The 14914-nt window shown below is 71.7% G+C and carries 14 protein-coding genes; 13 read left to right on the top strand and 1 reads right to left on the bottom strand.

What is annotated here, in order from left to right; translation table 11 throughout:
- Window positions 1–22 precede the first annotated feature (22 nt).
- The 11 genes from ACIG36_RS22195 (at window position 23) to ACIG36_RS22145 (ending at window position 11858) form a co-directional block, all read left to right on the top strand.
- Window positions 23–1450: an RsmB/NOP family class I SAM-dependent RNA methyltransferase gene (locus ACIG36_RS22195; RefSeq protein ID WP_399930401.1), complete on the top strand. Its 1428-nt coding sequence runs from the start codon at window positions 23–25 to the stop codon at window positions 1448–1450.
- A gap of 89 nt (window positions 1451–1539) precedes the next feature.
- Window positions 1540–2226: a ribulose-phosphate 3-epimerase gene (rpe, locus tag ACIG36_RS22190; RefSeq protein WP_399930397.1), complete on the top strand. Its 687-nt coding sequence runs from the start codon at window positions 1540–1542 to the stop codon at window positions 2224–2226.
- A gap of 168 nt (window positions 2227–2394) precedes the next feature.
- Window positions 2395–3384, top strand: a complete 990-nt coding sequence (locus ACIG36_RS22185; protein ID WP_399931200.1) for a sugar-binding transcriptional regulator — start codon at window positions 2395–2397, stop codon at window positions 3382–3384.
- A gap of 217 nt (window positions 3385–3601) precedes the next feature.
- A complete protein-coding gene (locus ACIG36_RS22180; RefSeq protein ID WP_399930394.1) occupies window positions 3602–3754 on the top strand; it encodes a hypothetical protein in 153 nt (50 codons plus the stop codon).
- 120 nt (window positions 3755–3874) lie between these two features.
- Window positions 3875–5113, top strand: coding sequence for a hypothetical protein (locus ACIG36_RS22175; protein WP_399930391.1), 1239 nt, complete (start codon window positions 3875–3877; stop codon window positions 5111–5113).
- 21 nt (window positions 5114–5134) lie between these two features.
- The gene (locus tag ACIG36_RS22170; protein ID WP_399930388.1) at window positions 5135–5644 is read left to right on the top strand and encodes a hypothetical protein; all 510 of its coding nucleotides are present in this window, start codon (window positions 5135–5137) and stop codon (window positions 5642–5644) included.
- Window positions 5641–6978 carry an MFS transporter gene (locus ACIG36_RS22165; RefSeq protein WP_399930385.1) on the top strand — a complete coding sequence of 446 codons (1338 nt, stop codon included), beginning with the start codon at window positions 5641–5643 and terminating at the stop codon, window positions 6976–6978. Before ACIG36_RS22170 ends, ACIG36_RS22165 begins: the two co-directional genes overlap by 4 nt.
- 127 nt (window positions 6979–7105) lie before the next feature.
- Window positions 7106–8548, top strand: coding sequence for a GuaB1 family IMP dehydrogenase-related protein (locus ACIG36_RS22160; protein WP_399930382.1), 1443 nt, complete (start codon window positions 7106–7108; stop codon window positions 8546–8548).
- 365 nt (window positions 8549–8913) lie between these two features.
- A complete protein-coding gene (locus ACIG36_RS22155) occupies window positions 8914–10617 on the top strand; it encodes an amino acid permease (protein WP_399930380.1) in 1704 nt (567 codons plus the stop codon).
- 121 nt (window positions 10618–10738) lie between these two features.
- Window positions 10739–11305, top strand: coding sequence for a GNAT family N-acetyltransferase (locus tag ACIG36_RS22150; RefSeq protein WP_399930377.1), 567 nt, complete (start codon window positions 10739–10741; stop codon window positions 11303–11305).
- A 97-nt stretch (window positions 11306–11402) separates the two neighbouring features.
- The gene (locus tag ACIG36_RS22145; protein WP_190065105.1) at window positions 11403–11858 is read left to right on the top strand and encodes an Lrp/AsnC family transcriptional regulator; all 456 of its coding nucleotides are present in this window, start codon (window positions 11403–11405) and stop codon (window positions 11856–11858) included.
- Between the two features lie 70 nt (window positions 11859–11928).
- On the opposite strand, the gene ACIG36_RS22140 is transcribed toward ACIG36_RS22145, so the two are convergent.
- The gene (locus ACIG36_RS22140; protein WP_399930374.1) at window positions 11929–12915 is read right to left on the bottom strand and encodes an SDR family NAD(P)-dependent oxidoreductase; all 987 of its coding nucleotides are present in this window, start codon (window positions 12913–12915) and stop codon (window positions 11929–11931) included.
- A gap of 128 nt (window positions 12916–13043) precedes the next feature.
- Here ACIG36_RS22140 and ACIG36_RS22135 point away from each other — a divergent pair, with 128 nt between their 5' ends.
- Both ACIG36_RS22135 and ACIG36_RS22130 read left to right on the top strand, forming a co-directional pair.
- Window positions 13044–14261 carry a sensor histidine kinase gene (locus tag ACIG36_RS22135; protein ID WP_399930372.1) on the top strand — a complete coding sequence of 406 codons (1218 nt, stop codon included), beginning with the start codon at window positions 13044–13046 and terminating at the stop codon, window positions 14259–14261.
- Window positions 14258–14911: a response regulator gene (locus tag ACIG36_RS22130; RefSeq protein ID WP_399930369.1), complete on the top strand. Its 654-nt coding sequence runs from the start codon at window positions 14258–14260 to the stop codon at window positions 14909–14911. The genes ACIG36_RS22135 and ACIG36_RS22130 overlap by 4 nt, the downstream gene beginning before the upstream one ends.
- Window positions 14912–14914: the final 3 nt, after the last annotated feature.

Raw genomic sequence — 14914 nt, 5'->3', positions numbered from 1 at the left:
CTTGAGCTCCGGAGCACCTTTCGTGAACGACCAGGCCCCCCGCAAGCGCCCCGCAAAGCCCTACCGCCGGCCCCAGAAGGACCCGGTACGGATCCTCGCCTTCGAGGCGCTGCGGGCCGTGGACGAGCGGGACGCCTACGCGAACCTCGTGCTGCCGCCGCTGCTGCGCAAGGCCCGCGAGAAGGACGGCTTCCAGGCCCGCGACGCCGCGCTGGCCACGGAGCTCGTCTACGGGACGCTGCGCCGCCAGGGCACCTACGACGCGATCATCGCCGCGTGCGTCGACCGGCCGCTGCGCGAGGTCGACCCGCCGGTGCTGGACGTGCTGAGCCTGGGCGCCCACCAGCTGCTCGGCACCCGGATCCCCTCGCACGCGGCGGTCTCGGCCAGCGTCGAGCTGGCCCGCGTGGTGCTCGGCGACGGACGGGCGAAGTTCGTCAACGCCGTGCTCCGCAAGATCGCCGCGCATGACCTGGACGGCTGGCTGGAGCGGGTCGCGCCGCCCTACGAGGACGACCCCGAGGACCACCTGGCCGTCGTCCACTCCCACCCCCGCTGGATCGTCTCCGCCCTGTGGGACGCGCTCGGCGGCCCCCGGGCGGGCATCGAGGACCTGCTCGAGGCGGACAACGAGCGCCCCGAGGTGACGCTGGTCGCCCGCCCCGGCCGGGCCACCACCGAGGAGCTGCTGGCGGCGGCCGGCGAGGACTCGGCGCTGCCGGGCCGCTGGTCGCCGTACGCGGTGCGGCTCGCCGAGGGCGGCGAGCCCGGCGCGCTGGACGCCGTGCGCGAGGGCCGGGCGGGCGTCCAGGACGAGGGCAGCCAGCTGGTGGCCCTGGCCCTGGCCGCCGTCCCGCTCGAGGGCCCGGACGAGCGCTGGCTGGACGGCTGTGCGGGCCCCGGAGGCAAGGCCGCCCTGCTCGGCGCGCTCGCGGCGCAGCGCGGTGCCGCGCTGCTGGCCTCCGAGAAGCAGCCGCACCGCGCCCGGCTCGTGGAGCGCGCGCTGGCCGGCAACCCCGGCCCGTACCAGGTCGTCGCCGCCGACGGCACCCGCCCGCCGTGGCGCCAGGGCTCCTTCGACCGGGTCCTGGTCGACGTGCCGTGCACGGGCCTGGGCGCGCTGCGCCGCCGGCCCGAGGCCCGCTGGCGCCGCCGCCCCGAGGACGTGTCCGGCTTCGGCCCCCTGCAGCGCGACCTGCTGCGCGAGGCGCTGCGGGCGGTGCGGGTGGGCGGTGTCGTCGGCTATGCCACGTGTTCGCCGCACCCGGCGGAGACCAAGGCCGTCGTCGCCGACGTGCTCAAGCGCGACGGCGTGCACGCCGAGTGGATCGACGCCCGCCCGTACATGCAGGGCGTCCCGGCCCTGGGCGAGGGCCCCGACGTCCAGCTGTGGCCGCACCTGCACGGCACCGACGCCATGTACCTGGCGCTGCTGCGCCGCACGGCCTGACGGCCGGGCCGGGCCCGGGGAGCCGGGAAAGGGGCCGCAAGGCCCCTCCCGTGTCAACGCACCCCGCGCGGCATGGCAGGCTTGGGGGCATGGCAGTGCAGATCAACCCCAGCATCCTGTCCGCGGACTTTGCCCGCCTCGCCGAGGAGGCGGAGGCCGTCAAGGGCGCCGACTGGCTCCACGTCGACGTGATGGACAACCACTTCGTGCCCAACCTCACGCTCGGCGTGCCGGTCGTGGAGTCGCTGCTCAAGGCCACGGACACACCGCTGGACTGCCACCTGATGATCGAGGATCCGGACCGCTGGGCGCCGCAGTACGCCGAGGCGGGCGCGGGCTCGGTCACCTTCCACGCCGAGGCCGCCGCGGCCCCGGTGCGGCTGGCGCGGGAGATCCGCCGCCAGGGGGCGAGGGCGTCGATGGCGCTCAAGCCCGCCACCCCGATCGAGCCGTTCGAGGACCTGCTCCCCGAGCTGGACATGCTGCTGATCATGACCGTGGAGCCCGGCTTCGGCGGCCAGGCGTTCCTGGACATCATGCTGCCCAAGATCCGCCGCACCCGGGAGCTGATCTCCCGGCACAACCTGCCGATCTGGCTGCAGGTCGACGGCGGTGTGGCGGCCTCCACCATCGAGCGCTGCGCGGAGGCCGGGGCGGACGTGTTCGTGGCCGGATCCGCCGTCTACGGTATGGACGACCCGGCAGCGGCCGTACGCTCCCTGCGCGCGCAGGCGGAGAAGGCCACCGCGGGCGCATCCTGGGCCTGCGCACACTGAGTGGCCCCGGCCCTCGCCCGAATTGCTGAGGCGAAGGTCAAGGCCTGATCAAGGACCGTCGTATCTGACAGGATGACGTCGAGTCCACAGCTCCAGAGCTCTCCACAAGACAGCTCTTGACCACATAGTGAGGAGACCGCGGTGTCGACGGGCCGTTCAGCCACGCCTATGGGGCCCGCCGAGCTGGTGCAGGCGGCGGCGATGGCCCGCCGCTTCTACCTCGAGGGCAAGTCGAAGATCCAGATCGCCGAGGAGTTCGGCGTGAGCCGCTTCAAGGTCGCCCGGGTGCTGGAGACGGCACTGGAGCGCGACCTGGTGCGGATCGAGATCCGGGTGCCGGCGGAGCTGGACGCGGAGCGCTCCGACGCGCTGCGCTCCCGCTACGGCCTGCGGCACGCGGTCGTCGTGGAGTCCCCGGCCGACGCGGCCGACGACGCGCCCGATCCCGAGAACCTCGGCGAGGTGGCAGCTGACCTGCTCGGCGAGCTGGTCCACGAGGGCGACGTGCTCGGCCTCGCCTGGGGCCGCTCCACCATCCACATGGCCGCGGCCCTGCACCGGCTGCCGCCGTGCACGGTCGTCCAGCTCACCGGCGTCTACGACGCGGGTACCGCCGAGCGCGGCTCGGTGGAGGCCGTCCGCCGGGCGGCCCAGGTCTCCGGCGGCGAGGCGCACCCGATCTACGCGCCGATGCTGCTGCCCGACACGGCCACCGCCGCCGCGCTGCGCGGCCAGACGGGCATCGCACGGGCCTTCGACTACTTCGACAAGGTCACCGTCGCCGCGGTCTCCATCGGCTCCTGGGAGCCGGGCATCTCGACCGTCTACGACATGCTCACCGAGGAGGAGCGCGCCCACTACGCCTCCCTCGGCGCGGCCGCCGAGATGTCCGCGCACCTCTTCGACGCCGAGGGCCGGCGCATCGGCCGGGACCTGGGCGAGCGCTGCATCACCGTCGAGGCGGACCGGCTCCGCCGCATACCGGAGGTCGTGGCGATCGCCGGCGGCCAGCGCAAGGCGGCGGCGATCGGCGCGGTCCTGCGCTCGGGTCTGGTCACCAGCCTGGTGACGGACACGGCGGCCGCCGACTACCTGCTGCTGGAGACCGGTCCCGGTCCCCGCCCCGCGCTGGACCGGGCGGACCCGGACGGCTCGTAACCGCCCCCTCCCCAGGGGCACTTCGTTTCATCACATCAGGGCGGTTTCCCCGGAGGCATTCCGGGGGGACCGCCCTGACTCGTAGGCGCTGCAATGTATTTGAGCCAGCGTCACATTGCCAACCATTGACACTCCGTTGGCCAGAGCTTTACGGTCGGAACCCGCGGCGCAGAGGTGCAGGGTGGCCGCGATATTCCATCTTTTTCGGAGGACCGAAATGGAACAGCTCATCAAGAAGATGGCCCAGGACCAGGTCTGGCAGGGCTGGGTCGCCGCCAACTCGGCGTCCGCCGCCAAGGACGGCTGCATCAGCGCCGCCCCGAAGGCCGGTTGCATCAGCGCCGCGCCCAAGGCCGGTTGTATCTCCTGACCCGGTACCACCGGCCGCGGAGCGGGCATACGGAACCCACCGTACCGATGCCCGCTCCGGGGCCACGCCCCGGGTTCCCGCCCGGGGCCTTTCGTTCTCCGAGTGCACCTGGGGGTGGCAATGAAGGGTCAGCCGGCCGCGGACGTCGTCGACCTGGTCAAGGACGTGCCGATCTACCGGACGTCGATCGAGCAGGGCCACTTCCCGATACTGGAGAAGCCCGAGATAGCGCGCGGCTTCCCCGACAACTGGATGACTCCCGCCCTGGCGGCGGCACTTGAGCGCGGCGAGGCGGAGTTCGTGCTCTCCACGGGCACCAACCACGCCCGCATGCAGATCATCCGGCCCCCCTACTTCCTGCTCAACTCCTACTACCGGCTGTGGAGTGAGCACCCCGACATCTCCGCCACCTGGGAACAGGGCTGCCAACGGGTCTCCCTGACCACGGTGTTGGCCACCGAGCACGTCGCCCGCGTCAACGCGGCCAAGCGCGGCACGCAGCCCGCCGCCGAGCCGGGGCTCGAGGACCGCCGGCTCGACGCCCGCACGGTCTACCTCAACCAGCGGCTCGACCCGGCCCTGTGGGAGCGCGACGAGGTCGAGCGGATGCTGGGCGAGATCCAGGTGGCCGCGCGGGCGCACCCCGAGGGTTGGTACCACCTCGACTGCTCCAGCTACCACCTGGCGCATCTGGTGCGGAAGGTCAGCGAGTGGGGCCTGTGGGACGACTTCCCGGAGCCCGCCAGCATCATCCACGCCTACGAGTACACCCCGGTCAACGTCCGCCGCTTCCTGCAGCAGCACTTCGTGTGCCCGATCGTCGACCTCTTCGGCAGCACCGAACTCGGCTACCTCTACTACAGCGACCGGCGCGGCCGCTACTGGCCCTACCTCGACAAGATGAGCGTCGAGCTGATCCCGGTCGCCCCGGGCAGCGAGATCTACAGCCTCATCGTGACGAGCGTGCGCAACCCGCACATGCCGCTGATCCGCTACCGCTCGGGCGACTGCGCGCGCACGCTGGACGGCACGCCCGACCCGTCCAGGATCTCCCGCTTCTGCGGCCGGGAGAAGGAGTTGCTGTCCTCGGCGAACGGCCCCGTGGCCCAGGCCGACCTCGACGACCGCATCGGCGACGTCTCGTACCGCGTCTTCGTCCACCAGCTCCAGGTGACGGGCGACGACCGGGCCCGCCTGCTCTACACCACCTTCGACGGCGCGCCGCTGGCCCCGGCCGAGGACGTCGCCCTGGCCGAGGGCGTCGGCGAACTGATCGGACGGCACTGCGAGACCGAGCACCGCCCGCACATCCCCATCGGGAAGTCGGGGAAGTACGCCTGGCTCGTGAAAGACCTCTGACCCACCCGGACGGAAGAAGCCATGAACCGACAGCCGAACGTCTCCGCCGACGACCTCAAGGCCCTCCTCGGCGCCCCGCTCCACGAGGAAGTGGTGCGGTACTTCGAGCAGTCCACCGGCGGCGAGAGGGAGTACGTCGAGCGCCAGGTCCTGGAGTGCCTGCGCTACCTGTACCTCATCTCCCGCCACCGCGACCGGCTCAGCGGCCTGTTCCTGCCCGTGGAGCAGGAGATCGACGAGATCTGGCACTACCTGATCCTGCAGACGCGCGAGTACCGGGAGCTGTGCGAGGAGAAGCTGCCCGGCGGCTTCTTCATCCACCACCGCAGCATCGCCTACGAGGACTACCAGGAGGAGCCGGGCCGCGAGAAGTCGATCGAGGAGGCCCTGCGCTGGATCCCGCTGTACTGCCAGGAGTTCGGCCCCTTCGACGAGGGCGCGCTGCCGCACTGGACGATCGTGCGCTTCCTGTACGAGCGGATGGAGATGACGCTGGAGGACATCGCGGCCCTCGAACCGCTGGCTTCATGAGCGCCGGCACCTCCGAAGTCCCCGTACCCGCCACGGACTTCGCGAACGACGAGCCGCCCGAGCAGCGCCGGATCCTGACCGTCCTGGTGCTCGCCCAGCTGCTCAGCGGCGCGGGACTGGCGGCCGGGATCACCGTCGGCGCGCTGCTCGGCGAGGAGATGCTGGGCTCCACCGGCCTCGCCGGTGTGCCCAGCGCCCTGTTCACCGCGGGCGCGGCCTTCGGGGCCGTCGGCGTGGGCCGGCTGTGCCAGCGCCGGGGCCGCCGACCCGGGCTCGCCGTGGGCTACGCGACCGGCGCCGTCGGCAGCCTCGGGGTCGTCGCGGCGGCCGCCCTGGACAACGTGCCGCTGCTTTTCCTCTCGCTGCTGGTCTACGGGGCCGGGACCGCCACCAATCTGCTGGCCCGGTACGCCGGCGTGGACGTGGCCGCGCCCGCGCGGCGCGGCCGGGCGGCGGGCATGGTGCTGTTCGCCACGACGCTCGGCGCCGTCATCGGCCCCACCCTGGTGACGGTCACCGGTGACGTGGCGCACACCTGGGGCATCCCCCGCCTCGCCGGTCCCTTCCTGCTGGCCGTGGGCGCCTTCGCGGCGGCCACCGTCATCCTGGGGGCGTTCCTGCGCCCCGACCCGCTGCTACTGGCCCGCGAGCGGGCCGCCGCGGCGGCGCCGCCCGAGCCCGCGGGCGAGCCGGAGGGCGGGGACGTCCCGGCCGGGCGGGGGCATGTGCGCGGCATCGCCACCGGCACCGCCGTCATGATCCTCAGCCAGCTCGCCATGATCGCGATCATGACGATGACGCCGGTCCACATGAAGGCGCACGGCCACGACACCCAGGCCGCCGGGCTCGTCATCGCCCTCCACGTGGGGGCCATGTTCCTGCCCTCGCCGCTGACCGGCTACCTTGTCGACCGTCTCGGCCGGGTGCGCGTCGCGGCCGCCTCCGGCGTCACCCTGCTCGTCGCCGGGCTGCTGGCCGCCCTGACCCCGCCGGAGTCCGTGCCCGCGCTCGCGGTGGCGCTCGTCCTGCTGGGTCTGGGCTGGAACCTCGGGTTCGTCAGCGGCACCGCCATCGTCACCGACTCCGTGCCGCTGGCCACCCGCGCCTCGACCCAGGGCCTGGTGGACGTCGGCATCTCGCTGGCCGGCGCCACCGGCGGCATGGCCTCGGGACTGGTCGTCGCGCACGGCGGCTTCCCCGTGCTGGCAGTGGGCGGCGGCCTGCTCGCGCTGGCCGTCGTGCCCGTCCTCGCCCTGGCCGGACGTCCATCCCGGGCACTTGTCAAAAGCCACAAACCCGCCCCCGACCGCTCTGGGAGAAGTCACAGAATGTGACAGACATTGGCCATGACGCCGGAGCATCATGGATGATGGGTCCAGGAACCTCAGCCCGATCCGGCGCCAGGTTCGGTGCTGACTCCCCACCCGCCTTGTACTCAAAACCGCAGGTGAGAGAGCCAGTATGCGTTTCCTCAATGACCAGAAGCCGCCGTACGACCTGACGTACGACGATGTGTTCATGGTGCCGAGCCGCTCCGCGGTCGGTTCCCGCCAGGGTGTGGACCTCTCCGCACAGGACGGCACGGGCACCACCATCCCGCTCGTCGTGGCCAACATGACCGCGATCGCCGGCCGCCGCATGGCCGAGACCGTGGCCCGCCGCGGCGGCATCGTCGTCATCCCCCAGGACATCCCGATCGAGGTCGTCACCGACGTCATCTCCTGGGTCAAGAGCCGCCACCTCGTGCTCGACACCCCGATCGTCCTCACGCCGCACCAGACCGTCGCCGACGCGCTGTCCCTGCTGCCCAAGCGCGCGCACGGCGCCGGTGTGGTCGTCGACGACGAGCACCGCCCCGTCGGCGTCGTCACCGAGCACGACCTGACCGGCGTGGACCGCTTCACCCAGCTGTCCGAGGTCATGTCCACCGAGCTGCTGCTCCTGGACGCCGACATCGACCCGCGCGAGGCGTTCAACAAGCTCGACGCCGCCCACCGCAAGCTGGCGCCCGCCGTCGACAAGGACGGCAAGCTGGCCGGCATCCTCACCCGCAAGGGCGCGCTGCGCGCGACCCTGTACACCCCCGCCACCGACGCGGACGGCAAGCTGCGCATCGCCGCCGCCGTGGGCATCAACGGCGACGTGGCCGGCAAGGCCAAGGCGCTGCTGGCGGCCGGTGCGGACACCATCGTGGTGGACACCGCGCACGGCCACCAGGAGACGATGATCGCCGCGATCAAGGCCGTCCGGGCGCTCGACCCGCAGGTCCCGATCGTCGCGGGCAACATCGTCGCCGCCGAGGGCGTGCGCGACCTGATCGAGGCCGGCGCCGACATCATCAAGGTCGGCGTGGGTCCGGGCGCCATGTGCACCACCCGCATGATGACCGGCGTGGGCCGCCCGCAGTTCTCCGCGGTGCTCGAGTGCGCCGCCGAGGCGAAGAAGTACGGCAAGCACGTCTGGGCCGACGGTGGCGTCCGTCACCCCCGTGACGTGGCCATGGCCCTCGCGGCCGGCGCGTCCAACGTCATGATCGGCTCCTGGTTCGCCGGCACCTACGAGTCCCCGGGCGACCTGCAGCAGACCGCCGACGGGCGGCTGTACAAGGAGAGCTTCGGCATGGCCTCCGCGCGTGCCGTGCGCAACCGCACCTCCGAGGAGTCCTCGTACGACCGGGCGCGCAAGGGCCTGTTCGAGGAGGGCATCTCCACCTCGCGCATGTTCCTCGACCCGACCCGTCCGGGCGTCGAGGACCTGATCGACTCGATCATCGCGGGCGTCCGTTCCTCCTGCACCTACGCGGGCGCGGGCTCCCTGGAGGAGTTCGCCGAGCGTGCCGTCGTCGGCGTCCAGAGCGCCGCCGGCTACGCCGAGGGCAAGCCGCTGCACGCCAGCTGGCAGTAAGCCTTCCCGGTCCCGGAAAAGGGGCGCGGTCCGATTCCGGACCGCGCCCCTTTTTGCTCCCCTTTTTTGCTGCCCATGTACCGATTCATAACACGACGTGCAACGATCACCCGTTCCGAGTCCCCGGACGCAATGATCGAACGGGCATACGCAAGAATGGTGCATTACGAGCGCGGGCCCTGACCTCATAGGGTCTGCGCAGAACGTGGAGTGGCGGGTACCGCTTGCTCGGCGGTACCCCTCGCTACGGGTTTGCTCTGCCATGCCGGCGCGCGCCCTGGGTGCCGCCGTCGTGCCGTCGCTCCCGAACCGGATCCCCCCGACCGGCAGTGATGAACGGAGCGACCCCTGTGGGAGCGACCCCAGTGTTGGACAAAGGCGCAGTGCCGGCAGCAACCGGCACCGACAAGCGTGCCCCGCTGCCGACCAGCGGCTTCGGCACCCGCCTGATGCGCCGCAAGCCCGTCGAGCGGCTGGTCGCCGAGGGCGGCCAGGGCGAGGGCGGCAGCCTGCGCCGCTCGCTCGGCATGTGGCAGCTGACGATGATCAGCATCGGCGCCACGCTGGGCACCGGCATCTTCGTGGTGCTGGGCGAGGCCGTCCCCGACGCCGGCCCCGCCGTGGTGATCTCCTTCGTCCTCGCGGGCCTGACCGCGCTGTTCTCGGCGCTGTCCTACGCGGAGCTGGCCGGCACCATCCCGGTCTCCGGCTCCTCCTACTCCTACGCCTACGCCACGCTGGGCGAGGTCGTCGCCTGGGTCTGCGGCTGGTGCCTGATCCTCGAGTACGGCGTCTCGGTCGCGGCGGTCGCCGTCGGCTGGGGCCAGTACCTCAACGAGCTCCTCGAGGGCACGGTCGGCTTCACCATCCCCGAGTCGCTGGCCAACCCGCCCGGCGTGGACGGTGGCATCTTCAACCTGCCGGCCCTGCTCGTGGTGCTGCTGTGCATGGCGTTCCTGCTCGGCGGGGCCAAGGAGAGCGCCCGCGCCAACACGATCATGGTCGTGGTGAAGATCGCGGCCCTGCTGCTCTTCTGCGCCGTCGCCTTCACCGGCATCCGGGCCGGCAACTACGCCCCGTTCATGCCGCTGGGCCTCGGTGGCGTCAGCGCCGCGGGCGCCACGCTCTTCTTCTCCTACATCGGCTTCGACGCCGCCTCCACCGCCGGTGAGGAGGCCAAGGACCCCAAGCGGGACCTGCCGAAGGCCATCATGCTCTCGCTGCTGATCGTCACCGCGCTGTACGTGCTGGTCGCGGCGATCGCCGTGGGCGCGCTGCCGTGGAACAAGTTCGAGGGCTCCGAGGCCGCGCTCGCCGGGATCATGAAGGACGTCACCGGTCACGGCTTCTGGTCCGTCCTGCTGGCCGCCGGCGCCGTCATCGCCATCGCCAGCGTCGTGCTCACCGTGCTCTACGGCCAGACCCGCATCCTCTTCGCGATGTCCCGCGACGGACTGGTGCCCAAGACCTTCTCCAAGGTCAGCAAGAGCGGTGTGCCGATCTCCAACACCGTGATCGTCTCCGTGTTCTGCGGCGTGCTCGCCGCGGCCGTCCCGCTCGGCCAGCTCGCGGACGCCACCAGCATCGGCACCCTCTTCGCCTTCGCGCTGGTCAACGTCGCCGTCATCGTGCTGCGGTTCACCCGCCCCACCATGAACCGCAGCTTCCGGGTACCGCTTTCGGGTGTGCGTGTGCCCTTCGGTGACACCACGGTGCCGCTGGCCCCGGTCTTCCCCGCGATCGGCTTCGGTCTGTGCGTCTACATGATGTTCAGCCTGGACTTCGTGACCTGGAAGGTCTTCGGCGGCTGGATGCTCGTCGGCCTGGTCATCTACTTCGCCTACGGCATGCGCAGCTCGCGACTGGCCAGGGAGGCCGCGCTCGAGGCGCAGCCGGCCGGGGCCGCGGTGCCGGGGACCGGGTCCGCGACGAAGCCGACCGAATCCGCCGCCAAGGTGACCGAGTCCATCGCCAAGTCGACCGAGTCCGCTCCGAAGGCGACCGCGAAGGACCGCAAGGCCCCCGCGAAGTCCTCCGCGAAGGCCCGCAAGGCGTCCGGGAAGAAGTGATCTTCACCCGTACGGCCCTATGATCCCTGGCTGCCGGGTCCGCTCTCCGCGGACCCGGCAGCCATTCGGGCATTCGACGGCCCCGGCCCGGCCGCCCGGGGCACGGAAGGGATCACATCCGATGAGCAGCCCCCACCTCCTGCTGACCGGCGACCGCCTCGCCCTGGGCATGCCCCGCGACGAGATGCTCACCGAGTACCACAAATGGGAGACCGACCCCGGAACCATCCTCGGCCGGGGCAGCCGCTTCCCGCAGGCCTGGGAGGCCCACGCCGACGAGTGGGACCGGCAGCTCGACGACCGCGACCACGCACGGTTCGAGGTCGTGCGCCTCAAGGACAAACAGCCCGTCGGCCTGACCGCGCTGCGCGTGGACCCCCGCGAGCGCAGGGCCGAGTTCACGATCTTCCTGGCCCCGCACCAGCGCGGCAAGCGCTTCGCCGAGGAGGCCACCCGGCTCACCCTGGACTGGGGATTCCACCTGGCCGGGCTGCGGGCGGTGTGGCTGAAGGTCCTCGAGCCCAACCGGGCCGGGATCACCGCCTTCGAGAAGGCCGGTTTCCGGCCCACCGGGCGCTTCCGCAAGTCGGGCCACTGGCTGGGCCAGCACGTCGACGAAGTGCTGATGGACGCCCTCATCGAGGACTTTCCCGGCCCCTCCGCGATGTGCGTCACCCTGGGCACCTGAGAGGCCGATGCGCGCCATCGGGGCGGGAGCACCGCCGGGCACGTGATCTACTGCTGGTAGGACCAGCTGTTACCCGTAGAAATGTGATCCACCCGCCGTGCGATTGAACGAGCTCGACGAACGCATCGTGCATGCCCTGGCCGAAGACGCCAGGCGCTCCTACGCCGACATCGGCGCGGAGGTCGGCCTGTCCGCGCCCGCCGTCAAACGGCGTGTGGACAGGCTGCGCGCCGAGGGGGCCATCACCGGCTTCACCGTCCGGGTGGACCCGGCGGCGCTCGGCTGGGAGACCGAGGGGTTCATCGAGCTCTACTGCCGACGCAACACCTCGCCCGAGGCCATCCACCGGGGACTGACCCGCTACCCCGAGGTGGCGTCCGCCTCCACCGTCACCGGCGAGGCCGACGCCATCGTCCAGATCTTCGCCTCCGACATGCGCCACTTCGAGCGCGTCCTGGAGCGCATCGCGGGCGAGCCCTTCGTCGAGCGCACCAAGTCCGTCCTGGTCCTCTCACCGCTGCTGCGCCGCTTCAGCTCCGGGGCACCGTCCTGAGTCACGGGCGCCGATGGGCTCGCAGGCGGACCACCCGCGTCCCGGGCGGTGCCGGCCTCGGTACCCGGGTTCACTTCTTGGGCGGCTGCACCATCTTTCGTCCCGCCGTGGCCCCTCCGTCGACGGCCACCGATGCTCCGGTCATGTACGGGAAGTCGCCGGACGCCAGCGCCAGCACCGCCCGCGCGATCTCCTGCGGCTCCGCCACCCGCTCCAGACCGTCGATGTTCAAAGGCCCGAACGCCTTCTTGAACTGCTCCCAGGCCGCGTCCGAAAGGCCCGCGGGACGGATGAACGGGGTGTCGGTGGTGCCGGGCAGGATCGCGTTTATGCGTATGCCCTGCGTTCCGTATGCGAGCGCAGCAGCCTTCACGATTCCCTGCACCGCGCGCTTGCTGGCCGTGTACGCCGCCCCGTTGGGGCGAGCCTGCTCTGCCGCCGAGGACGACGTGCATATGATCACGCCGCCTTTCGCCTTGAGCATGTACGGAACCTCGTACTTGATAGCCAGGAACACCCCCCGCGCGTTGGTGAGCTGGATGTCGTCCCACTCCTCGACGGTCATCTCATGGGGCAGCTTGCCGCCCCCGATACCGGCGTTGTTGAATGCGATGTCCACCCCGCCGTACGCGGCGGCCACACGGTCCACGAACCGCTGGACCTGTCGAGGGTCGCGCACGTCGGCACGGATGTATGTGGCCTCGCCGCCGGCGTCGCGGATCTCCCGCTCGACCCGGCGGCCCAGCTCCTCGCGACGCCCGCAGAATCCCACCCTGGCTCCCTCGGCGGCGAAGGCCAGCGCCGTGGCGCGTCCGATGCCGGACGTCCCGCCCGTGATGAGTACCGCCCTGTCCTCGAACCGCCGGCCGCCCCGGCCGCCCTGGCCGTCCCGGGCGGCGGCCGCGGTCGGTGTGCCGAGCACAGAGGCGGCGGCGAGCCCGGCGGCGCCCAGTGATGACCCGCCGATGAGGGAGCGCCGGCTCATCCCCAGCAGAGGCGTTCCCTCGGTGTTGTCGTCGTTGCTCGCGCTGTTCGTCGCATCGGTGTTCGCGTTCATGACAGTCAGGCTGCCGGGTATCCGGCCCGGATCCCTCGGCCCGCCGGTCGCACCCCACGGCCAGTGGGAGGAGGATGCCTCCTCCCTGGGCAGGAGGCGCGCCAATTGCGGCCGCATAGGGTGACGTCGTGACTCCACCGTGGATCGATCGCATATTCGACGACAGGTACGCCGTCGTCCGGGCGCTGGTCCTCTCGTCCGCCCTGGTCGCAGATGTACTTCTGCTGCACCGGCCGTCCGGGCCCGGCGACTGGAGCCTCGCCGTGTGCGCCGTCACCGTATGCGTGACCGGCAGCCGGTGGACGCTCGCCGTGGTACCCGCGCTCGCCGCGCTGGTCGTAGCGGCGCACACGCTGGGGGCGGGCGTCGTGCCCGCGCTGAAGGTGCTGGCGAGCCTGACACTCTTCGATCTGACGGTGCGGCAGCGGGGGCGCCGACCCGTCGTCGGCGCCGCGGCACTCGCCCTGGCCGTCGTTGTCAACCGGTGGGACGACCTGCCCGGAGACCTGCCGTCGGTGTTGTACAAGGCCGCGTTTGTGGCGGGCCTGCCGCTGCTGGTGGGCGCGTATGTGCGGATGCTCGGTGACGTGGCACGGCAGGCGCGCGCCCGCGCGGCCGAGGAAGAGCGTCGCGGGGAGCAGCGGATCGCGGCGGCCAGGGCCGCCGAACGCACCGCGATCGCTCGTGAACTGCACGACCTGGTAGCCCACCACGTCTCCTCGATGGTCCTGCGGGTCGGCATCGCCAGGCACGTCATCCCCGCCTCGGACGGCGATCCACGCGTGAGCGAGGTCTTCGACGACCTCCACGCCAGTGGCAGCGCGGCCCTGGCCGACCTGCGCCGTCTGGTCGCCGTGCTGCGTGACCCCGACGGTCCCACCGCCGACTCCGCCCTGGCCGGCTCGCAAGGCCTGCCGACCGCCCTGCGCACCGTGGCGCAACGCGGTCGGCACATCGGGCTGACCGTCGACCTCGCCATGGATCCCGGCGTCGCCGGTCTGGACGCCGTACGCGCGCTTGCCGTGCTGCGTCTCGCCCAGGAGGGGCTGGCCAACACCGCCAAGCACGCCGGAACCGGTACCCGCGTCCAGATGTCCGTACGGGTCTCCGACGACGACACCGTGCGCGTCACGGTGTGCGACGACGGCGGTGGCCGGTCCGCGGTGCCCGACCGGGTCGGGCCGCTGACCGGCCATGGTCTGATCGGCATGCACGAACGCGTCGACCTGCTGGGCGGGCGGCTCGACGTCGGGCCACAGGGGTACGGTTGGCGGCTGTCCGCCGAACTGCCGGCCGAGGCGCGCACGCGGTTCACCACAGAACATCCCCTGGAGCCGCAACGATGATTCGCGTGCTGATCGCCGACGACCAGCATCTGGTCCGCATGGGCCTGCGCATGCTGTTCGACCCAGCGCCCGACATCGAGGTCCTCGGGGAGGCCGACAACGGCGCGGAGGCCGTCCGCCTCGCCGACAGCCTCGCACCGGACGTCGTCATGATGGACCTGCGTATGCCCGGCGGAGGGGGCATCGCGGCCACGGAACGCATTCTCGCCGCCCGCCCCACCATCCGCGTCCTGGCCTTGACCACGTTCGACGACGACGATCATCTCTACCCGGCCCTGTCCGCCGGGGCCTGCGGGTTCCTGGTCAAGGACACGCCGCCCGGTGAGCTCCTCGACGCCGTTCGCAGGGCTGCCGCCGGCGAGTCGCCCTTCAGCCGGGACGCGCTGCGCCGCCTCGTCGCCCAGGCCGTCGGGCACCGCCCGGACGCTGCGGATCCGCCCCTCGGCCTCCCCCTGGGCATCACCGCGCGTGAGCGCGAGGTGCTCGGCCTGGTCGGGGCCGGGCTGTCGAACGGCGAGATCGCCGACCGCCTGCATCTGGGCGTCACCACGGTCAAGACGCACGTGGCCAGCCTCATGTCGAAGACCGGCCGGACGAATCGCATCCGCCTGGCCGTTCTGGCCGTCCAGTCGGGCGTCACGCTGCCCTGAGGC

It is taken from the genome of Streptomyces sp. NPDC053048 (assembly GCF_044547045.1).
Classification (GTDB): Bacteria; Actinomycetota; Actinomycetes; order Streptomycetales; family Streptomycetaceae; genus Streptomyces.
This window is presented reverse-complemented; position numbering and strand designations above follow the sequence as displayed.

Excerpts from the sequence above, each read along its gene's own strand:
- ACIG36_RS22130 (WP_399930369.1), top strand. The coding sequence starts at position 14,258 with ATGATTCGCGTGCTGATCGCCGACGACCAGCATCTGGTCCGCATGGGC.
- ACIG36_RS22165 (WP_399930385.1), top strand. The coding sequence starts at position 5,641 with ATGAGCGCCGGCACCTCCGAAGTCCCCGTACCCGCCACGGACTTCGCG.
- ACIG36_RS22170 (WP_399930388.1), top strand. The coding sequence starts at position 5,135 with ATGAACCGACAGCCGAACGTCTCCGCCGACGACCTCAAGGCCCTCCTC.
- ACIG36_RS22150 (WP_399930377.1), top strand. The coding sequence starts at position 10,739 with ATGAGCAGCCCCCACCTCCTGCTGACCGGCGACCGCCTCGCCCTGGGC.
- ACIG36_RS22140 (WP_399930374.1), bottom strand. The coding sequence starts at position 12,915 with ATGAACGCGAACACCGATGCGACGAACAGCGCGAGCAACGACGACAAC.
- ACIG36_RS22175 (WP_399930391.1), top strand. The coding sequence starts at position 3,875 with ATGAAGGGTCAGCCGGCCGCGGACGTCGTCGACCTGGTCAAGGACGTG.
- ACIG36_RS22160 (WP_399930382.1), top strand. The coding sequence starts at position 7,106 with ATGCGTTTCCTCAATGACCAGAAGCCGCCGTACGACCTGACGTACGAC.
- ACIG36_RS22180 (WP_399930394.1), top strand. The coding sequence starts at position 3,602 with ATGGAACAGCTCATCAAGAAGATGGCCCAGGACCAGGTCTGGCAGGGC.
- rpe (WP_399930397.1), top strand. The coding sequence starts at position 1,540 with ATGGCAGTGCAGATCAACCCCAGCATCCTGTCCGCGGACTTTGCCCGC.
- ACIG36_RS22185 (WP_399931200.1), top strand. The coding sequence starts at position 2,395 with ATGGGGCCCGCCGAGCTGGTGCAGGCGGCGGCGATGGCCCGCCGCTTC.